Below are 21,820 nucleotides of genomic sequence, written 5' to 3'. Positions count from 1 at the left end.
GCATCCCCGTAACGCCCGCCACCGGGGCCGGCGCAGGACAAGGAGCATCTTTTGACCCACTACGACGTGATTGTGGTCGGCGCTCGGTGCGCCGGGGCTCCGGCCGCGATGCTGCTCGCGCGCGCCGGCTACCGGGTGCTCATGGTCGAGCGCGGCACCTTCCCCAAGGACACCCTCTCCACGCTCTACATCCACCAGCCCGGCGTCGCCGCCCTCGCCCGGTGGGGCCTGCTGCCCGCGGTCGTGGCCACCGGCGCCCCCGCCCTCGACAACGTCCGCTACACCCACGGCGACATCCGGCTCGACGGCTGCTCCTGGGCGGCCGACGGGCAGCGCGCCGCCTACGCGCCCCGCCGCTACCTCCTCGACCCGATCCTCGCGCAGGGCGCCGTCGACGCGGGCGTCGAATTCCGCGAGAACTGCTCGGTCAGCGACCTCGTCTTCGACGGCGACCGCGTCGTCGGCGTCCGGCTCGGCTCCACCGGCACCGTCGAGCGGGCCACCCTCGTCGTCGGCGCCGACGGCATGCGCTCCACCGTCGCCGCGAAGGCCGGTGCCCCGCTCGTCGTCGAGGACCCGACCTCGACGTGCGCCTACTACTCCTACTGGTCCGGCCTGCGGCCCGGATTCCGGCTGTACGACACCCCCGGGCACTGGGTCGGCACCGTACCCACCAACGACGGGGCCACGCTCGTCGCCGGCTACCTCCCCCAGGACCAGTTCCACAGCGTGCGCGGCGACGCGCTGGGCGCCCTGCTCACGAACGTGGAGAAGACGGCCCCCGAACTGCGCGAGGAAATGGCGGGCGGCGCCCGGCTGGAGCGCGTCTACGGCACCGGCGACCAGCGCAACTTCTTCCGCCAGGCCGCCGGCCCCGGCTGGGTGCTCGTCGGCGACGCCGCCCACCACAAGGACTCGATCACCGCACGCGGGATCACCGACGGCTTCTACCAGGCCCAGCTGCTCGCGGACTGCATCGGCGACGGCCTGCACGACCCCGACCGGCTGCGGACGGCCCTCGACACCTACGCCGAGCAGCGGATGGAAGCCCTCACACCCGAATACCGGGCCACGCTCAAGACGGCCCGGCTGGACCCGCCCGCCCACCACCTGGACCTGCTGCGCGCCATCGCCACCAGCGGTGAACTGACGGACCGGTACTTCTCGACGCTGTCCGGTGTCTGCCCGATCGACGAATTCGTCACCCCCGAACTGCTCGACCTGATGGAAGAGACGGACATGAAAGGAACGAAGGGATGACCGACGGGACGACCGGGAACGACCGGCTGCCGCTCACCTTCGGGCAGGAGCTCATCCGGTCCGGACACCGGCAGGAGGGGGCGCACGGTCACCACCCGGTCATCGCGCTCCGGCTGACCGGCACCCTCGACCGCACCGAACTCACCGGGGCCCTGCGGCTCCTGGCGGCCCGGCACGAGCCCCTGCGCACCACGTTCGCCGAGGCCGACGGCCGGCCCGTGCAGAAGGTCTGGCCGGCCGGCCCGCTGGAGCTGGAATCCGCCGACCTGACGGCGCTGCCCGCACCGGAGCGCGCCCACCGGCTCGACGCCCGCATCGCGGAACTGGCCGCCAGGCCGTACGACCTCGCCTCCGGCCCGCTGCTGCGCTCCCTCCTGGTCCGCCTCGGCGCCGACGAGCACGTGCTGGTCCTGAGCGCCCACCGCATCGCCGTCGACACCCGCTCCCGGGCGCTCGTCATCGCCGAGCTGACCGAGCTGTACGCGGCGGCCGTCTCCGCGCGGCCCGCCCGGCTGCCCGAACTCCCGGTCCGGTACGCGCAGTACGCGGCCGAGCAGCGCGCACGCCTCACCGAGGCCGACCTCGCCGCGCAGCTGGAGCACTGGCGCGGCCACCTCGCCGGCCTGCCCGCCCTGCGGCTGCCCACCGACAGGCCCCGCTCCCGGGCCCGCGGCGCGGCCGCCGCCCGCCACGGGTTCCGGATACCCGCCGGGGCCGTGAAGGGCCTCACCGCGGCCGCCGAGGCGCACGGCGGCACCCTGTTCGCCGGCCTCTTCGCCGCCTGCCAGGTGCTGTTCTCCCGGCACACCGGCCAGGAGGACCTGGCCCTGGGCACCCTCGCGGACGGCCGCCCCCAGCCGGTGCTCGACGGCCTGGTCGGCGCCTTCGACAATCCGCTCCTGCTGCGCGCCCACGTACGCTCCGAGGCGCCGTTCACCGAGCTGCTGGCGCAGACCTGCGCCACCCTCGCCGAGGCCGCCGCCCACCAGGACGTGCCCTTCGAGCAGGTCCGCACCGCCCTCGGCGAGGGCAAGGACGCCGGCGACACCCCCGCCGTCCAGGTGATGGTGCTGCTGCGCGACGCCGCCGGGGCGGCCGGGCCGGTGCAGGCGCCGGGACTTGACGTACGGGCCTTCCCCGCGCCCGGTGTGCCCGCCGCCTACGACATCACCGTGGAGTTCGCCGAGACCGCCACGGGCGACCTGGCCGGCACGCTGGAGTACGACAGCGCCCTCTTCGACGCCGTCACCGTGGAGGTGCTGGCCCGCCACCTGTCGGTGCTGCTCGACGCCGCCGCGGCCGACCCGGACACCGCCGTGGAGGAGCTGCCGCTCGCCGACGAGGAGGAGCTGCGCCTCCTCACCACCGAATGGGCCGTCAACCGGGCCGAGTTCCCCGCCGACAGCTGCGTCCACGAACTCGTCGCCGAACAGGCGCGCCTGCGCCCCGACGCGGTCGCCGTCAGCGCCGGCCTGCAGACGCTGACCTACGCCGAACTGGACGCCCGCGCCAACCGGCTGGCCAACCTGCTCGTGGCCGACGGGGTCCGGCCCGGCACGTTCATCGCCGTCTGCCTGCCCCGCGGCCCCGAACTCGTCACCGCGCTGCTCGGCGTCCTCAAGGCCGGCTGCGCCTACCTGCCGCTGAACCCCGACTATCCCGGGGACCGGCTGGGCTTCATGCTCTCCGACGCCGAAGTGCCGCTGTGCCTCACCGAGTCCTGGCTCACCGGCAAGCTGCCGTCCGCCGGCACGCGGATGATCTCCCTGGACGAGCAGGACGGGGCGATCGCAGCCCAGCCGGCCGATGCCCCGGACGTCAGGGTCACCGCCGACGACCCCGCGTACATCATGTACACCTCGGGCTCCACCGGCACGCCCAAGGGCGCCGTGATCGGCCACCGCTCCGTCGTCCGGCTGTTCCGCAACGCCGACTGGGTGTCGCTGGGCCCCGACGACGTCATGGCGCAGGGCTCGGACGTCACCTTCGACGCGGCCACCCTCGAGATCTGGGGCCCCCTGCTGGCGGGCAGCCGGATGGTCGTCATCGACAAGGACACGCTGCTGGACCCGGCGGAGCTCACCGCCGCACTGCGCCGGGGCGGCGTCACGACGCTGTTCGTCACGACCGCCGTCTTCAACCAGATCGTCGCCGCCGACCCGTACGCCTTCGGGGCGCTGCGCCACGTGCTCTTCGGCGGCGAGGCGGCCAACTCGGTCCGCGTCGCCGAGGTACTGGCGGCCGCGCCGCCGCAGCGGCTCGTGAACCTCTACGGGCCCACCGAGACCGCCGTCCTCGGCACCTGGCACCTCATCCGCGAGGCGGACGAGAACATGCCCGTCCCGATCGGCCGCGCCGTCGCCAACACCACCGCCTACGTGCTCGACGAGCGGCTGCGGCCGGCGCCGATCGGGGTGGCCGGCGAACTGTTCATCGCCGGCCCGGGCGTCGCCCAGGGCTACCTCAACCGGCCCGAGCTGACCGCGGACCGCTTCCTGGACAACCCGCACGGCGAGGCCCCGGACCACCGCATGTACCGCACCGGCGACCTGGTGCGCTGGACCAGCGCGGGAGTCATCGAGTACGTGGGCCGGGCCGACCACCAGGTCAAGGTCCGCGGCTACCGCATCGAGCCCGGCGAGATCGAACTCGTCCTCCAGCAGCACCCCGAGGTCGGGGTGGCGCTGGTCCTGGCCCTGGCCGACGGCGAGCACAAGCGCCTCGTCGGCTACGTGACCCCCGCCGCCGCGGGACACCACCCGCAGCCGGCAGAGCTGCGGGAGTTCGTCTCCGCCCGGCTGCCCGTCCACATGGTGCCGTCCGCCGTCGTGTGCCTGGAACAGTTCCCGCTCACCCCGAGCGGCAAGGTCGACCGCAAGGCCCTGCCCGCGCCCGAGCACGCCGCCGCCCCCGAGGGCGCCCTGGAGCCCCGTACGGGCACCGAGCGGCTGCTCGCCCAGATCTGGTCCGACGTGCTCGGCATCCCGGCCGTCGGAGTCACCGACAACTTCTACGAGCTGGGCGGGGACTCCATCCTCGGCATCAGGGTCGTCGCCCGGGCGAAGAAGGCCGGGCTGGTGATCTCCGCCAGGGACGTGTTCCGCAAGCAGACCATCGCCGAACTCGCCACCACCGCGGTGGCGGCGGAAGCCGCCTGAGGCCCCCGCCCCCGCCCACCTCCACAGCCGACCCTTACCGTGCCGCGGACCTCCGGGTCCGCGGCCCCGGAGGAGACACACCCATGACTGCCCCCACCCTGCCGGCGGCCGAGCTCGCGGACCTGGCGGACCTGGCCGATCCGGCCGCCTACGACCTCACCGACCCGCAGACCTTCGAGGACAACGACCCGCATCAGCTGTGGCGTCCCTTCCGCGCGCACAACCCGGTGTTCTGGCACCCGGCCCGGGACGGCAAGCCCGGATTCTGGGTCCTCACCAAGTACGACGACATCATGACCGCCTACCGCGACAACAAGCGGTACACCTCCGAACAGGGCAACGTGCTCAGCACCCTGCTGCTCGGCGAGGACTCCGCCGCGGGCAAGATGCTCGCCGTCACCGACGGCCCGCGCCACCGCGAGATCCGCAACCTGATGATGAAGTCCTTCTCGCCGCGCGTCCTGGCCCCCGTCGTGCAGAACGTCCAGCAGCTCACCGACCAGCTGATCTCCGAGGCCGTCGAGGCGGGCGAGGTGGACTTCGTCACCGCGGTCGCCGACCGGATCCCCATCCACAGCATCGGCGACCTCATGGGCATCCCCGCCGAGGACCGCGGGCAGCTCGTGGACTGGAACGCCCAGACCCTCTCCCGGTACAGCGCCGACGACGGCGAGGAGGTCTCGCTGATGGCGCGCAACGAGATCGTGCTCTACATCTCCGGACTGATGGCCGAGCGCCGCCGCAATCCCGGCGAGGACGTCCTCAGCACGCTGGCCACCGCCACGATCGACGGCGAGCCGCTCAGCGAGGAGGAGATCATCTACAACGCGTACAGCCTGATCCTGGGCGGCGACGAGTCCAGCCGGGCCACCGCCTCCGGCATCGTCCACGCCTTCAGCCAGTACGGCGACCAGTGGCGCCGGCTGAAGAACGCGGAGGTCACCCTCGAGAGCGCCACCGAGGAGGTCATGCGCTGGACCACCCCGACCATGCACTTCGGCCGGCACGCCCTCGTGGACATCCCGATCCGCGACCACGTCGTCAAGGCCGGTGAGATCGTCACCCTGTGGAACAGCTCGGCCAACTTCGACGAGGACGCCTTCGCCGACCCCTACACCTTCGACCTGGGGCGCACCCCCAACAAGCACGTCAGCTTCGGCCACGGACCGCACTTCTGCCTCGGCGCCTACCTGGGCCGGGTCCACATGATCTCCATGCTGGAGTCGCTGCGCACCCGGGTGGCCGACATCGAGCTGCTCGCCCCGCCCACCCGGCTCTTCTCCAACTTCGCCAACGGGCACGCCACCCTGCAGGTCCGCCTCACCGGCGAACGCGCCGCCTGACGGCCCTCCTGGCGACGGTCGGCGCCTCGTGACGACAACTTCCGGCCGGCCGTTCACCGTTGACACTGCAGGGCGTCGGCCCCCGCGGCGATGACCTCGGCGAGCCGGTTGGCGAAGGCCGCGTTGCAGCCTCCGAGGCGGACGAAGCCGTGGCCGGCCACCGGCCCGTCGTTGCTCAGGGAAGGAAGGGTCAGGTCTGCGCGCGCGAGCGCCGCCTGGAGGTTGGTGACGGCCTCTTCGCCGGCCCGGTAGGCGGAGTCCTGGCGCCGCTTGTACCTGGTTCGTTCGGCGTAGGTCATTTCGTAGGCCATGCTCGTGATCTCTCTTGGTAGGCGTGTGAGGTGGCGGGAGCGGGCCGCGAAGGCTTCCGGGCACGGTCATGCCCAGCGGGGCGCCGTTCGGACGTGCCGCAGTGACCGGACGGCCGGGGCGCGGACCTAGACCGTCAGGCTGAGTCTGTGCACGGCCCGTGACTATCGGTTTCGATCTTCGTTTCAAGGGTGCAGGCGAGCACCCTTGTGAGGCGTGGGGAAGGAGTGGGGTGTCAAGGAAGCCAGTGGCTGTCACCACCCCACGCGTACGGCCGTCATGCGCCGTACCCGAATCCACGCCCCCCGGACGGAGAGTGGACGGCCTTCCGCTCCGCCGCGGAGTAGCCGGGCGGGACACCGCCTTGGCCGCGCCCGGCCGTGACCGCGTGGCCGAGCACCGAGGCGGGCCGGGTCCGGTGCCGCGGTGCAGCCTGTCGGGGCGGCCGCGTGAGAGTGATCTGGCGGACCAGCTGCTGGAAGCAGGCCAGCGCCGCGACCGCGGGAAGCGCGGACGACGTCCCGGCAGCGATCGTCCTGGGCGCCTGGGCCACGCACAGAACCGTGGCCAGGGTGGAGAACAGCAGCACGATGGACCAGGAGTGCAGCGCGCGGCGCTGGTGCAGCGCGGACCTGAGAATGGACAGGGAAGCGACCATCCAGGGGCCGTAGATCAGCAGGGGCCACCAGCCGACCACGGCGCGGGCCGTGTGCAATCCGGCGCTGTGGCGCAGGGCGTCACAGATGGCCAGCCCGCTGAGGACGCTCACCACGGCGGCGATGACGGCGACCAGCACTGCTGTGAACAGGCTGCCCGTGCGCAGCAGGGTCACGACAGGCGCCTTCGACGGGCTCCGGCGGTGCCCGCCAGGGGCCTGCTTGGGCGGCCGGGCGGCAGGCGTGTGCCTCAGTCCCGCTGCGAGGCCGAGGGCGCTCACCGTGTCTCCGGCGTCGTCGTAGTCGACGTCGCCGAAGGGCTCCGCCTGTCCGGGGGAGGCGCTCTCCTGGAGGAGGATGGCGAGCTCTTCCGCCGGATCCCACGGCCGCTCCGGCTCACCGTGCCCGCCGAGCGGTTGCCCGGGGCAATGCTGCTGTAGGTGGTCCGGCCGGCCCCGGTACGCGGTGGTACCCGGCTGAGGGTGGGGGCCGTGGATGTCTGGGTATCCGTACGGCTCAAACACAGGAACTGCCGCCCGAGCGCTCGTCGACGGGCGCCGAGGACGGTGCGGTGCTCCCCGACCTCTGGTCGAACTCGACCTGGATCACGCTCATCGTGCGGAGGAAGTCCTCAAAGATCGAGGACGAGTATCTGAGATCGATCTCCAGGCTCCCGTGCTCCAGTGTCGCGTTCCTGGCCTCCCCACGTCCTGTTGCGCGTGGGGTGAAAGTCCACTTTCCGACCCGGGTGGCCCCGGCGTGAAAGCTGTCTCCCTGTCCGTCCTCTTCCACAGGCCTGCGGAAGAGGACGGGGAGCTTTGCTGTTGTCATATTCCATAAACGCCGTCGGTGTTGGTCAGGGTGTGCGCCATCCGGGTGATGGTGGCAGATGAATAGGCGTTTCCCGTCTTTTATCGGTTCTGCAAACACGACAAGAGTTTGGCGGTCAGGTCCTGCCGCGTGGTCGCGCCGCAGCTCAAAGGGGCGATGAGTGGCGGGCTGGAGCCGGCCCCGGGCCCGGCGGCCCCTCACTCCTGACTTCGGTCCGCCGCCCACGTCCGCCGACCGATCATCAGTTGAAACCATGGGATGCCAAGGCCGGGCCGATTGCTGCGCATGGCTGCAATCGGCAGGGAGGGCGCAACCCTGCATATGCCCCTGCGTTATGCCCACCGATCGCCGGGGCTCCTGTCGTGTGGGGACCTGGAACCATCAGCCTTCGAAAGGACAGTTGTGGGAGACATCCTCCTGTTGATCGTGCTGATCTCCGCCGCACTGGGCGCAGGTTGCACTGCGTTGACGTCATCAGGGACTGGCCGTCTGTGGCATGTGGACGCCCTTGAACTACGGCGCCAACGACGCTTCAGGCACGTCCTGTCCTGTCATGTGGATGCCATCCGGCTGTCCCGCCGGGAAGCCGCGGCATCGGTGCAATCGGGGCGGAGGGCCGCAGGCGCCTCGGCCCACGTGGGCGAGGACCCGTTCCGGTTCGTTCGCGAGCCGTGCCGGCCGCCCTTCGCGCGAGACCCCTACGGCGGTGACCTGCCGTCGGCTGGCTCGTCGATGAATTCCTCAAAAACCCCGGCAATCCGCACGTGGCCGGCCACCTAAAAACCCCGGCAATTCGCACATTGCTGACTCGCTGCAATATTGGGGTGCGCTAAATTGACTGCGGCCTGCCCAATTCCCGTTCGATGTACTTTCGTGCTGCTTGTTCGGGGAAATGGCGAGAACTGCCGAGAATAAAAGAAATATCATCCTTCTATCGCCGAGAGGGTCCCTGGTCGAAAATTCGCAAGGGGATGCCACCCTTCTCCGCGGCGCCCTCCGGCAGCAAGATCTATCCGTCCCGCCCCGAGTGCGACCACGAAAAGGCTGCGTGAGCATGGCTTCCTACGGTGACCGATCCGATCGCGGCCCATGGGCGGCTGCCCGGCGCCGTGTCCGGCCGGCGGCAGTCCGGGTGGCGGGCGCGGTGCGGGCGGCGCTGATGCGGGTGACGCGCCGCCTCGCCGAGGCGGCCACGGCCCGGACGGTCGGCTCGACCCGGACGAAAATACGCTCGTCCCAGGTACTCCAGGACGAATACCGGGCGGGTTTCTCCCTGCCCTCGCCTCGTCCGGCGAGAGCAGGGAGCGACGTCCACGAATGTCCGTGGTGCCTGTCCCTCGGGAATCCCGGCCCTCCCGGCCCTCCCGACCCGGCCGGCTCCGTCGAGCCCTGACAGAGGATCCGGGCCGGTGCGGGCCGCCGGGTCAGCGGCCGCTGCCCACCAGCGAGGCGGCGGCGAAGGCGCGGAGGTCGTCCGCGATCGCCCGCACCACCTCGTGCTCGGAGGACTGCAGGTAGAAGTGGCCGCCCTCGAAGAACCGCGCCGTGAACGCGGCCGCCGTGTGCTCGCTCCACCGCAGCAGTCCCTCGCGCGGCACGTTGAAGTCCTGCGCCCCGGAGTACGCGTGCAAGGGGCAGGCGAGCCGGGTGCCCACGGCGCCCCGGTAGCTCTCCGCGGCCTTGAAATCGGCCCGCAGGGATGGCAGGACCGCCGCCATCAGGTCCTTGTCGGCCAGCAACTCCGGCGGGGTGCCGGCCAGGTCGAAGATGGACGAGGCGAGGTCCTCGTCCGCCATGAGGGACAGGCCCCGGCTCAGGTGGATGGCGGCCGCCGGCCGGCCCGAGACGATCACGCCGATCGGCGCACGGTCCGGGTGCAGGCGCTCCAGCCGCAGGGCCACCTCGTACGCGACGATCGAGCCCAGGCTGTGCCCGAACAGGGCGAGCGGCCGGTGCACACGGGGGAGCAGGGCCTCGACCACCTGGTCGGCCATCTCCCCGATGTCCTCCAGGCAGCGCTCGCCCAGCCGGTCCTGGCGGCCCGGGTACTGCACGTTGAGCACCTCGGCGCTGTCGGACAGGGCCGCCGACAGGCCGTGGTAGCCCGTCGCCGAACCGCCCGCGTGCGGGAAGACGACCAGCGTCGGCGCTCCGGCGGGCGCCTGGTGGTAACTGCGCAGCCAGCCCGTCGGGTCCGAGCCGGAGCCGTAGGGTCGCTTCATCGCCGATCTCCGTTCTCCGCGGGCCCGTGGGACCCGGGGGTGTCCGAGGGGGTGCTCGCGAGCAGGTGCGGCCCGACGTCCGCGAGGCAGGCGCAGCCGGTGAGGGCCAGGGCCAGGCCGAGGTCCGTCAGCAGGCAGCGCAGCACGTGCTCGACGCCTTCGCGGCCGCCGAGCCCGAGCCCGTACACGTACGGCCTGCCGTAGAGGACGGCGTCCGCGCCCAGGGCCAGGGCCTTGACCACGTCGCTGCCGGTCCGGATCCCGGAGTCCATCAGCACCGGCACGTCCGGGCCGACGGCCGCGCGCACCGCGGGCAGCGCGTCCAGGGCGGACACGCTGCCGTCGAGCTGGCGGCCGCCGTGCGTGGAGACGACCACGCCGTCCGCGCCGTGCTCCAGCGCCAGCCGGGCGTCGTCCGGATGCAGGACGCCCTTGACGAGCAGCGGCAGCCGGGTCAGAGCACGCAACCAGGCCAGGTCCGCCCAGGTCAGGGTCGGGTCGGTGGAGATCTGCGCCCAGCGCAGCACGGCCGCGGTGGCGTCCGCCCCGGCCGGCAGCCCGGCCAGGAACGCGGGGTCGCCGGTGAAGTTCGCGATGCCGGTGCCGCGCAGGAACGGCGAGTAGCCGCTGTCGAGTTCGGCCGGGCGGAAGCCCAGGTGGGTGGCGTCGACCGTGACCACGATGGCCGTGTAGCCGGCGGCCTCGGCGCGCCGCACCAGCGACTCGCCCACCGCCCGGTCCGAGGGCAGGTACAGCTGGAACCAGCGCGGGTGGTCACCCGCCTGCTCGGCCACCTCCTCCAGCGTGCGCGAGGCGAAGGTCGACAGCACCAGCGGCACACCGGCCGCCGCGGCGGCCCGCGCCGTGGCCGACTCGCCCTCGGGGTGCGCCACTTGCTGCGCGGCCAGCGGTGCCAGCAGGACCGGTACGGGCAGCCGCTGCCCGAACAGCGTCACCGAGGTGTCGGTCCGGCGGGTGCCGCGCAGCATCCGCGGCACCAGCCGGTGGCGGTCGAAGGCCGCGCGGTTGGCCCGGCCGGTCGCACCGGAGCCGGCGGTGCCCGCCACGTACGCGAAGCCCTCGGGGGACATCACCGCGCGGGCCGCGGCCTCCAGCGCGGTCGGATCGGTCGGCAGCGCCGGGGTGCGGCCTTCGAGGCCGCCCAGCAGGATCTCCCGTACGAGGTCGGCGAGGGGCTCCTCGGCCGGGGCGGCGGCCGCCTCCGGCTCCGCGGCCGGGGGCGCCGCGGCGAGCCGTGCCAGGTCCTCGCGGACGCAGTGGGTGAGCAGCGGCCCGGTCTCCCCGGGCCGTTCGACGAGCGAGAAGTGCCCGCCCGACAGCGTGACGAGGGTGTGCCCGTTCCTGCCGTGCCGGCCCCAGTCGCCCATCTGCTCCAGGGAGTTCTTCGGGTCGGACGCCGCCAGGAGCACGGTGAGCGGGGCCGTCACGGCGGCCCCGTCGGCGCAGCGGTATCGCAGCAGCGCCCGGTGGTCGGCGCGCAGCAGGCGCAGCACCTCCCCGACGATCTCCGGGTCCCTCAGCAGCGGTTCGGGGATGCCCCCGAGCCGCCGCAGCCCGGCGACCAGCTCCTCGTCGCCGACGCCGGTCAGGTCGGGCTCCTCCCAGTCCTGCGCGGGGGGCCTGGCCGCCGAGACGAACAGCCGGGCCACGGCGGTGCGTTCCTCCAGCAGCCGGGCCGTCTCGAAGGCCACGAGGGCCCCCATGCTGTGACCGAGGAGGAACACCGGCAGATCGGCGCGGTCGGCCAGCGCCTCGGCCACGCCGGCGGCGAGCTCGCCGATCTCCTCGGCGCACGCTTCGCCGCGGCGGTCCTGGCGGCCGGGGTACTGGACGGCGAGCAGCTCGATGTCCTCGGGCAGCGCGGCCGACAGCGCCACGAAGGCGTTCGCGGCCCCGCCCGCGTGCGGGAAGCACACGAGGCGGGCGGTCGCGGACGGCCGGGCGTGGTAGGTACGGATCCACCGGGAGGGGTCGACGGGCCCGCTCGCGGGCCCGGTCGCCCGGGTGGCACGGCCGGCCGGCGGAGCCGGCGCGGCCGTCGGGGTGTTGGTCATGCCCACGCGGAGTGATCCTCCTTCATAGAACCCAGTTCGGTCAGCAGCTCGCGCAGCCGCTCGCTGACCACGGCGCTCTGCGCCTCGCTCAGCGGCCGGTCGGCGACCGCGGCCTCCAGCCGGGCGATGTCGGCGAGCAGCGCCACGGTGACGCCGGCGCCGTTGCCGGCCGGGTCCCCCGGAGCGGCCGCGCCCACGGCCGGCTCGGCCGCCGGTGCGGCGGTGGCTTCCGCGGCCGACTCGGCCGCCTCCGGGAGCTGTTCCCGCAGGTGGACCACCAGTTCGGCCGGGGTCGGCCAGTCGTAGATGAACGTGGCGGGCAGCTTGATGCCCGTGGCGACGGCGAGCCGGTTGCGCAGCTCCACCGCCGTCAGCGAGTCGAAGCCCAGCCGGTCGAACGCCCCGTCCCGGTCCACCGCCGCACCGGAGGCGTGCCCCAGGACGGCCGCGACCTCGTGGAGCACGGAGTCCAGCAGCCGGTCGCCGGTCAGCGAGGCCTCGGCGACCGCCGCCCCCGCCCCTGCCCCGGGCGCGGACCGCGCCCCCGCGGCGCCCGCCGGGGCGGGCACCAGGCTCCGCAGCAGGGCGGGCACGGCCGCGCCCTCCGCGATCCGGGCCCGCAACCCGTCGAGGTTCCAGCGTGCGGCGACCGCCACCGGACGGTCGCGGCGCACCGCGGCGTCCAGCAGTTCCAGTCCGAGCTCCGAGCTGAGCGGAGCCACGCCCACCCGCGCCATGCGGGCGACGTCCGCGTCGGTGAGACCGGCGCCCATGCCGCCGGCCCCCTCCCACAGACCCCACACGACGGAGACGCCGGGGCGGCCGACCGAACGCCGGTACTCCATCAGCCCGTCGAGGAACGCGTTGCCGGCCGCGTAGCCGGCCTGCCCCGGAGAGCTGAGCGTTCCCGCGAGGGAGGAGAAGACGACGAACGCGTCGAGGCCGAGCGGCTCCGTGAGCTCGTGCAGGTGGAGCGCCGCGTCCACCTTCGGACGCAGGGTCCGCTCCAGGCTCTCGGCGGTCATCGAGGTGAGCAGGCCGTCGTCCAGCACCCCCGCCGCGTGCACGACCCCGCCGATGCGGACGCCGTCGCCGGCCAGCCCGTCGAGGGCCGCGGCCAGCGCGGCCCGGTCGGCCGCGTCACAGGGCACCGTACGGACGTCCGCGCCCAGGGCGCGCAGCTCGGCGACGTCCCGGGCCGCGTCCTCGCCGGGCAGCCCGCGGCCCATCAGCACCAGCTGACGTATCCCGTGCTCCGCCACCAGGTGGCGGGCGGCGAGCCGGCCCAGCCAGCCCAGACCGCCGGTGATCAGGACGGCCCGGGCGGTGTCCCAGCGTTCGTTCCCGTCGGCCAGGTCCAGCACCACCTTGCCGATGTGCCGGGCCTCGCTCAGGTAGCGGAAGGCGTCGGGTGCCCGGCGCAGGTCCCAGGCCGCCACCGGCGGTGCCTGGAGCGCGCCCCGCTCGAACAGCCCGAGCAGGTCGGTGAAGATCTCCTGGATCCGGTCCGGACCGGGATCGCGGACGTCGTACGTCCGGTACGTCACCCCGGGGTGCGCGTCGGCCACCTCGGCGGCGTCGCGCCGGTCGGTCTTGCCCATCTCCAGGAACCGTCCGCCGCGCGGCAGCAGCCGCAGCGAGGCGTCCGCGAACTCCCCGGCGAGGGAGTTGAGCACCACGTCGACGCCGTCGCCCCCGGTGGCACCGAGGAAGGCCTGCTCGAAGTCCAGGGTGCGGGAGGAGGCGATGCGCCCGTCCGGGACCCCCGCGGCACGCAGCGCGTCCCACTTGGCGGGGCTCGCCGTGGAGTACACCTCGGCGCCGAGGTGGCGGGCGATCTGGATCGCCGCCGTGCCGACGCCGCCGGCGCCCGCGTGCACGAGCACCGATTCGCCGGCGCGCAGTCCGGCCAGGTCCACCAGTCCGTAGTAGGCGGTCAGATAGGTGACGGGAACCGCCGCGGCCTGCCGGAAGGACCAGCCCTCCGGGATCCGGCACACGAACCGGCGGTCGGTGACCGAGGTCGGGCCGATGCCGTAGAACAGGCCCATCACCCGGTCGCCGGGCCGCAGGTCGGTGACCCCGGGGCCCACTTCGAGGACGGTGCCCGCGCCCTCGCCGCCCTGCCCCGAACCGCCCGCGTGCCCGTCCACGGACGGCGGGATCACCCCGAGGGAGAGCAGGACGTCGCGGAAGTTCAGGCCGGCGACCCGCATCCGGATCCGCACCTGGCCCTCCTCCAGCGGGGCGGCCGCCTCCGGCCAGGGCTTGAGGGCGAGGTTCGCGAAGGTCCCCTTGGCCACGTAGTCGAGGTGCCAGTGCGGGGTGTCGGCGGGCGGCCGGAGCACCGTGTCCGCGTCCTGCTCGGCGAGCGAGGGACGGTAGGCGGTGCCGCCGCGCAGCGCCAGCTGCGGCTCACCCGTGGCCAGCGCGGCCGCCACGGCCCGCCGGGAGGCGGGCGTGCCGTCCTCGTCGAGGACCGCGAACCGGTCCGGGTGCTCGGCCTGCGCGGAGCGCAGCAGGCCCCACACCGCACGGTGGGCCGGCTCCCCGGGGTGCTGTTCGCCGCCCAGGGTGACGGCGCCTCGGGTGAGGACCGCCAGGCGGGTGCCGGCCAGCCGCTCGTCCTCCGCGAGGAGCCGTACCGCGTCGAGGACCTGGTGCAGGGCCGTGCGTACGGCCGCCCCGGTTGCGGTGCCCGGCGCGCCGCCGCCCGCGGAGGGCGGGCAGGGCAGGACGAGCAGCGCGGGGGCCTCGGCGCCGGCGGAGAGCGCGTCGGTCAGGGCCGAAAGGCCGGACAGGGCCGTGCCGAGGACCGGTTCGCAGCCCCCGTCGGAGCCGTCGCCGTCGCAGCCGTACGCACCGAGCAGCGTCCAGCGGTGCGTCGCGGGGGCGGGCGGCAGTTCGGCCAGCTCCTCCCACGTCGGCAGCAGCAGGCCGTCGCGCGGTGCGGCCGTGGCGTTCGAGGCGCCCGCCGGGAGCGGAAGCAGGGCCAGCGAGCCGATCGAGGCGACCGCCCGGCCCGAGCCGTCCGCGACGTCGATGCTCACCGCGTTCGCACCGGACGGTGCGAGCCGGACCCGCAGGAGCGCGCCGGCGGGGCCGTACGTGCGGACGCCGGACCAGGCGTACGGCAGGAAGGTCCGCCCGTCGGCCTCGGTTCCGGCGCCCTCGTCGATCAGGCCGCCGAGCGCGATCGGGTGCAGGGCCGCGTCGAGCAGCGCCGGGTGCAGCCCGAACGCGTCGGCGCCGGGCCGCTCACCGGGGAGCGCCACCTCGGCGAAGACCTCCGGCCCGCGCCGCCACACGGCGCGCACGCCGCGGAAGACGGGCCCGTAGGCGAGGCCCTTGGCGCCGAGGGCGGCGTAGAGCTCGGCCACCGGTACGGAGACCGGCTCGGCGCCCCGCGGCGGCCACACCGCGGCCAGGTCGGCGGCCCGCTCCGGAGCCGGGCCGGAGCCGTCGGGCAGGACCGAGCCCTGGGCGTTGCGGGACCAGCCCTGCCCGTCGGCGTCGTCCTCGGGACGGGAGTGGACGCGGACGGCCCGGCTGCCGGAGCCGTCCGCGGCGGCCAGGGACACCCGCAGCCGGACCTCCCCTTCCTGCGGCACCACCAGCGGCGCCTCCAGGACGAGTTCCTCGACGAGGCCGCAGCCCGCCTCGCGGGCGGCGCACGTGACCAGGTCCAGCAGCGCGGTGCCCGGCAGCAGCACCCGGCCGCCGACGCGGTGGTCGGCCAGCCACGGGTGGCGGGCCAGGGAGAGCCGGCCGGTCAGCAGCAGGCCGCTGCTGTCCGGGAGTTCGGTGGAGGCGGTCAGCAGCGGGTGGCCGACGGCGGTGAGTCCGGCGGAGCTCACGTCCCCGGCGCCGGCCGGCTGGTCGATCCAGTACGGCCGGTGCTGGAAGGCGTACGTGGGCAGCTCCACCCGGCGCGCCCCGCGGCCCGCGAACACGGCGGCCCAGTCGACGTCACCGCCGCACGCGTGCATCCGCGCGACCGCCGTGAGCAGCGCGGTCACCTCGGGCAGGCGCCGCCGCAGCGAGGGGATCAGCGTGGGGGCGCCGGAGCGGCCCCGGTCCGCCTCCTCCAGGCAGTCGGCGGCCATCGAGGTGAGGTCGGTGCCCGGCCCCACCTCCACGAAGCGGGTGCAGCCCAGCTCGGCGAGGGCGCCCACGCCGTCCTGGAAGCGGACGGCGCGGCGCGCGTGCCGGACCCAGTACTCGGGGTCGGCCAGCTCGTGCGCGCCCACGGGCCGGCCCGTCAGGTCCGAGACGAAGGAGAGCTGCGGCTCGTGGAAGTCCAGGCGGGCGACCACGGCCCGCAGTTCGGCCATCGCCGGGTCCATCAGCGGCGAGTGGAAGGCATGGCTGACGCGCAGCCAGGTGGCCTTCCCGCCGGCCGCCTCGAAGTCCGCGACCACGACGGCCAGGGCCTGCCGGTCACCCGAGAGCACCGTGGCGGCCGGACCGTTGACGGCCGCGAGGGAGACCAGCTCCTCGTGCCCCGCGACCAGGGCCGCCGCCTGCTCCTCGGAGGCGCGCAGGGCGACCATCGCCCCGCCCGACGGCAGTTGCTGCATGATCCGGCCGCGTACGGCCGCCAGCTCGGCGGCGTCCGCCAGCGAGAGGGCGCCCGAGGTGTGGACGGCGGCGAGGGCGCCGACGGAGTGCCCGAGGACGGCGTCGGGCCGGATGCCCCACGACTCCAGGAGCCGGAACAGGGCCACCTCGAAGGCGAAGAGCGCCGGCTGCGTGTACCGCGTCCGGTTCAGCAGCCCGCCCTCGGGGCTGTCCTCGGCCGCGAGGACCACGTCCCGCAGGGGCTGGTCCAGGTGCGGTTCCAGGGCGGCGCACACCTCGTCGAAGGCCGCCGCGAACACCGGGAAGGTCTCGTACAGTTCCTGGCCCATCCGGGCGCGCTGGGAGCCCTGACCGGCGAAGAGGAAGGCGGTGCGGCCCTCGACGGCCGTAGCGCGGACCACGTCCGGCCCCGGCACCCCGTCGGCCAGCGCGCGCAGCCCGTCGAGCAGTTCGTCGCGGTCCTCGGCGAGCAGCACCGCCCGGTGCGGGAGGTGACCGCGGGTGGTGGCCAGGGAGAAGCCCACGTCCGCCAGTGCGTCACCGTCCGCCTCGGTCAGGTGCCGGTACAGCCGGTCGGCCTGCGCGCGCAGCGCGGGCTCGCCGGCCGCCGACAGCACCACCGGTACGGCCGGCAGCGCGGCCGGCCTCCCGGCGTCGGCCGGCTCCAGCGCGGGCGCCTGCTCCAGGATCACGTGCGCGTTGGTGCCGCTGATGCCGAAGGAGGACACCGCGGCCCGGCGCGGCCGGTCGCCCTGCTCGGGCCACGGGATCGTCTCGGTCAGCAGGGAGACGGCGCCGCTCGACCAGTCCACGTGCGGGGAGGCCTCGTCCACGTGCAGGGTGCGCGGCAGCACCCCCTCACGCAGCGCCATCGCCATCTTGATGACTCCGCCGACCCCGGCCGCGGCCTGGGTGTGCCCGATGTTCGACTTCAGGGAGCCCAGGTGGAGCGGCCGGTCCGCCGGACGCCCGCTGCCGTAGGTGGCCAGCAGCGCCTGCGCCTCGATCGGGTCGCCCAGCGAGGTGCCCGTCCCGTGCGCCTCCACCGCGTCGACGTCGGCGGTGGTGAGCCCGGCGGCGGCCAGGGCCTGGCGGATCAGCTGTTCCTGCGCGGGGCCGCTGGGGGCGGTCAGCCCGTTGCTCGCGCCGTCCTGGTTGACGGCCGAACCACGGACCACCGCCAGGACGCGGTGCCCGTTGCGGCGGGCGTCGGAGAGCCGCTCGACCAGCAGCAGACCGGCGCCCTCGGCCCAGCCGGTGCCGTCCGCGGCGGCCGAGAAGGCCTTGCAACGGCCGTCGGCGGCCAGCCCGCGCTGCCGGCTGAACTCCACGAACGGCATCGGCGTCGCCATCACCGTGGCACCGCCGACCAGCGCCATCGTGGACTCACCGCGCCGCAGCGAGGCACAGGCCAGGTGGAGCGCCACCAGCGAGGAGGAGCAGGCCGTGTCGACGGTGAGGGCAGGCCCCTCCAGTCCGAAGGTGTAGGACAGCCGACCGGAGGCCACGCTGCCGGCGCCGCCGACGCTCAGGAAGCCCTCGTACTCCTCCGGGGCGGGGGAGAACCGGTTCATGTAGTCGGCGTACATGGTGCCGACGAACACGCCCGTGCGGCTGCCCCGCAGCGCGGCCGGGTCGATGCCCGCGTGCTCGAAGGCCTCCCACGCCGTCTCCAGCAGCAGGCGCTGCTGCGGGTCGATGCTGTGCGCCTCGCGCGGCGAGACCCCGAAGAACTCGGCGTCGAACTGCGCCGCCCCGTAGAGGAATCCGCCCTCCCGGGCGTACGAGGTGTGCGGCCGGTCCGGGTCGGGGTCGTACAGGCCCGCCAGGTCCCAGCCGCGGTCGGCGGGGAACGGCCCGACGGCGTCCACCTCGTCGGTGGCCAGTCGCCACAGGTCCTGAGGGGAACGGACGCCACCCGGGTAGCGGCAGGCCATGCCCACGATCGCGATCGGCTCGTGCTCGCGTTCCACGAGGTGGGCGTGGTCGGCCTTGAGCCGCTCGTTCTCCTTCAGCGCGGCCCGCAACGCCTCGACGACCTGCTGTTGGGTTGTGGAAGCCATCCTGTTCTCTCCGTACTTCCCTGTCGGGAGCCCCGTGGGGGGCTGGGTGTGGGTCTGGTGTCGGGGTCGGGGTCGGAACGGGTCCGGGAGCCGGGTGCCCGGCCCCGGGCGGGGGGTCAGCCCTCGCCCAGGGCCAGGCGGACCAGGTCGTCGGCGCTCATCGTGTCGAGCGCGCTCCCGCCGTCCGGCAGGTCCGTGCCGTCCGGACCGGCTGCGCCGTCCACGGCTTCCTCGGGGGTGTCCTGCGCCGGGACGTCGGGCACGAGCGCGGCCCGCAGCCGGTCCGCGAGGGCACCCGGGGTCGGGTGGTCGAAGATGAGCGTGGGCGGCAGCTTGACGCCGGTCGCGGCCGTCAGGCGGTTGCGCAGCTCGACCGCGGTCAGGGAGTCGAAGCCCAGGTCCTGGAACCGGCCGTCGGCCGGCACCCGGTCACGGCTCGCGTGGCCCAGTACGGCCGCCACCTCGATCCGTACCGCTTCGAGCAGCAGGTGACGGTGCTCGCGCCGGGGCGCCCGGGCCAGCCGCTCGCGCAGGTCGGCCGCCGTGTCCGGGGCCGCCGGAGCGGTGCCCGGCCCGCCGCGGCGGGCCGGAGCCAGCCCCCGCAGCAGGACCGCGACCGCCTCCGGATCCGCCGTCCGCAGGTCGAGGTGGGCGGCCGTCAGGACCGCGGCGCCGGATGCCACGCCCGCGTCGAACAGGGCCAGGCCCTCCTCGGCGGACAGCGCCCCGATCCCGGAGCGGGCCAGGCGCTTCAGGTCCGCCGCGCCGAGATCGCCGGTCAGCGTGCTCTCCTGCGCCCACAGGCCCCAGACCAGGGACAGGGCCGGCAGCCCGGCGGCGCGGCGCCGCTGGGCCAGGGCGTCCAGGAAGGCGTTGGCCGCCGCGTAGTTGCCCTGTCCCGCGGAGCCCAGGGTGCCCGCGAGCGAGGAGAAGAGGACGAAGGCCGACAGCTCCAGGTCCCGCGTCAGCTCGTGCAGGTGGAGGGCGGCGTCGGCCTTGGGCCGCAGCACCCCTTCCATCCGCTCCGGGGTGAGTCCCGCGAGGACGGAGTCGTCGGTCACGCCCGCCGCGTGGACCACCGCGGTCAGCGGCCGGCCGGCCGGTACGGAGGCCAGCAGGGCGGCCACGGCGGCGCGGTCGCCGGTGTCGCAGGCGGCCACGCTCACCTCGGCGCCCAGCGCGGCCAGTTCGGCCGTGAACTCCTGCGCGCCCGGGGTCGCCGCACCGCGGCGGCCGGTCAGCAGCAGCCGCCGCACCCCGTGGCGCTCCACCAGGTGCCGGGCCAGCAGCCGGCCCAGCGTGCCCAGACCACCGGTGACCAGGACGTGGCTGTCCGCTCCGAAGGCCGCCGGGGCGTCCTCACCGGTGACGGCGGGCCGGTGACCGCGCAGGGCCGGCGCCGCGATCCGCCCGGCCCGCACCGCGAGCTGAGGCTCCGGGCAGGCCAGGGCCGGGACGAGGGCGCGTACGGACTCGGGCCGCCCGTCGGTGTCGACGAGCGCGAACCGGCCGGGCTGCTCCGACTGGGCGGAGCGGATCAGGCCCCAGACCGCCGCCAGCGCGGGATCCGGGTACTCGGTGTCCGCCACCGCCACCGCGCCCTCGGTGAGGAAGGCGAGCCGGGAGTCCGCGAACCGCTCGTCGGCCAGCCAGCGCTGGGCCGGTGCGAGGGCCGTGAGCACGGCCCGGCCCGACCCGGCCGGGACGGCGGGCACCGGGGCCACGACCACGGACGGCACCGGCGCGCCCCCGTCGACCGCTTCCTGCAGCCCGTCCAGGCCGGGGTAGGCCCGGACGGCCACACCGGCGGCCCGTACGGCATCCACGACGGCGGAGTCCGCCTCGCCCAGGACGGCCCACGGGCCGGCCGGAACGGGAGCGGTCCCGCGCAGCGGGGACCAGTGCAGGCCGAACAGCGCGGCCCCGTGCGCCGGTCCGGCGGCGGCCGGGTCCGCCCGTAGCTCCCGCACGGCGAGCGTGTCGGCGGTGAACACCGGGGTACCGGACAGGTCGGCGATCAGCAGCGAGTAGCTGTCGCCCGCTCCCCGCCGCATGCGGACCAGCAGTTCCGTGGCGCCGGGCGTCCGCAGGGTCAGACCGCTCCACGCGAAGGGCACCAGCAGCCGGTCCCCGGCACCGGCCCCGACGAGGGCGGTGTGCAGCGCCGCGTCCAGGGCGGCCGGGTGCAGACCGAAGCCGTCCCCCTGCGGGCCGGTGGCGCTCTCGGGGAGCACCACCTCCGCGTAGAGGTCGCTCCCGTGGCTCCACACGGTCCGCAGGCCCTGGAAGGCGGGCCCGTACGTGTATCCGCGCTCGGCGAGGCGGGCGTAGAGGTCGCCGACGGGTATCTCGGTGGCTCCCTGCGGCGGCCAGACGGCCAGGTCGGCCGCCTCGTCGGCCGCGCCGCCCGGCGCTGCGGACACCCCGTCGGCCAGCAGCCCGGAGGCGTGCCGGACCCATGTTGCGCCCGGCGTCCCCTCGGGCCGCGAGTGGAGCGCGAGGGGGCGCGTCCCGTCGGCCCCGGGGGCGCCCACCATCAGCTGGACGGTGACGCGCTCGTCCAGCGGCAGCGGCTGTTCGAGGGTGAGCTCGGCGACCTGCGCCGCGCCCGTCCGCCGCGCCGCGTACAGGGCGAGCTCCGCGACGGCCGCGCCCGGCAGCAGCGGCCGGCCCAGGATGGCGTGCTCCGCCAGCCACGGGTCGGCGTCGGCGTCGAGCGTGCCGGTGAACAACCATCCCTGGCCCGCGGCGAGTTCGAGCGTCTGGTCCAGCAAGGGGTGCCCGCCGGCCGGCCTCGGAGCCACGGGGGCGGCGGGAGCGCTCAGCCAGTAGCTGTCGCGCTGGTAGGGGTACGTGGGCAGGGGTACGGCCCGGCCACCGGGCAGGAACCCGCCCCACTCGATGTCCGCGCCGCGGACGTAGGCCCCGGCGAGCGCGGCCGCGAGGGTCCCGCCCTCGGGACGGCCCTTGCGCAGCAACGGGGCCGCGGTGACCGGATCCCGGGTCTCCGCTTCCCCGGAGGCCAGGATCGTACGGGTCATGGCGGTGAGCACGCCGTCCGGGCCGAGCTCCAGGTACGTGGTGACGTTCTGGTTGTGGAGGTACTGGATGCCGTCGTTGAAGCGGACGGTGTGGCGGAGGTGTTGGACCCAGTAGTCGGGGTTGGTGAGTTGTTCGGTGGTGGCTGGTTGTCCGGTGAGGTTGGAGACGATGGGGATGGTGGGGGCGTGGTAGGTGAGGGTGGCGGCGGTGGTGCGGAACTGGTCGAGGATGCCGTCCATGTGGGGTGAGTGGAAGGCGTGGCTGACGTTGAGTTGTGAGG

Annotated in this window: 9 protein-coding genes; 3 read left to right on the top strand and 6 right to left on the bottom strand. The window is 74.5% G+C overall.

Features of this window, described 5'->3' with window-relative positions; translation table 11 throughout:
* Window positions 1–51: 51 nt before the first annotated feature.
* From AB0D29_RS18880 to AB0D29_RS18870, 3 genes are all read left to right on the top strand, one after another.
* A complete protein-coding gene (locus AB0D29_RS18880; protein ID WP_362855496.1) occupies window positions 52–1,260 on the top strand; it encodes an NAD(P)/FAD-dependent oxidoreductase in 1,209 nt (402 codons plus the stop codon).
* Entirely contained in the window at window positions 1,257–4,418 is a 3,162-nt protein-coding gene (locus tag AB0D29_RS18875; protein WP_362855494.1) for an amino acid adenylation domain-containing protein, read from the top strand. The genes AB0D29_RS18880 and AB0D29_RS18875 overlap by 4 nt, the downstream gene beginning before the upstream one ends.
* An 83-nt stretch (window positions 4,419–4,501) precedes the next feature.
* On the top strand, window positions 4,502–5,761 hold the full coding sequence (locus AB0D29_RS18870) for a cytochrome P450 (RefSeq protein WP_362855492.1): 1,260 nt from the start codon (window positions 4,502–4,504) through the stop codon (window positions 5,759–5,761).
* Between the two features lie 53 nt (window positions 5,762–5,814).
* On the opposite strand, the gene AB0D29_RS18865 is transcribed toward AB0D29_RS18870, so the two are convergent.
* The 6 genes from AB0D29_RS18865 to AB0D29_RS18840 all read right to left on the bottom strand — a co-directional run.
* Complete coding sequence (locus AB0D29_RS18865; protein ID WP_362855490.1) at window positions 5,815–6,072, bottom strand: hypothetical protein; 258 nt, start codon at window positions 6,070–6,072, stop codon at window positions 5,815–5,817.
* A gap of 275 nt (window positions 6,073–6,347) precedes the next feature.
* On the bottom strand, window positions 6,348–6,902 hold the full coding sequence (locus AB0D29_RS18860) for a hypothetical protein (RefSeq protein WP_362855489.1): 555 nt from the start codon (window positions 6,900–6,902) through the stop codon (window positions 6,348–6,350).
* 2,079 nt (window positions 6,903–8,981) lie between these two features.
* Window positions 8,982–9,779: an alpha/beta fold hydrolase gene (locus AB0D29_RS18855; RefSeq protein ID WP_362814374.1), complete on the bottom strand. Its 798-nt coding sequence runs from the start codon at window positions 9,777–9,779 to the stop codon at window positions 8,982–8,984.
* Window positions 9,776–11,854: an alpha-hydroxy-acid oxidizing protein gene (locus AB0D29_RS18850; protein ID WP_362855676.1), complete on the bottom strand. Its 2,079-nt coding sequence runs from the start codon at window positions 11,852–11,854 to the stop codon at window positions 9,776–9,778. The genes AB0D29_RS18855 and AB0D29_RS18850 overlap by 4 nt, the downstream gene beginning before the upstream one ends.
* Window positions 11,851–18,498, bottom strand: a complete 6,648-nt coding sequence (locus tag AB0D29_RS18845; protein WP_362855487.1) for an SDR family NAD(P)-dependent oxidoreductase — start codon at window positions 18,496–18,498, stop codon at window positions 11,851–11,853. The genes AB0D29_RS18850 and AB0D29_RS18845 overlap by 4 nt, the downstream gene beginning before the upstream one ends.
* A 116-nt stretch (window positions 18,499–18,614) precedes the next feature.
* Window positions 18,615–21,820 (bottom strand): SDR family NAD(P)-dependent oxidoreductase (locus tag AB0D29_RS18840; protein ID WP_362855486.1); only part of this gene is annotated, 3,206 nt, incomplete at its 5' end.

The sequence above is a fragment of the Streptomyces sp. NPDC048424 genome (genome assembly GCF_040651555.1).
Lineage (GTDB): Bacteria > Actinomycetota > Actinomycetes > Streptomycetales > Streptomycetaceae > Streptomyces.
Note: the sequence above shows the minus strand (reverse complement) of the source record. Positions and strands in the feature narration are given on the sequence as shown.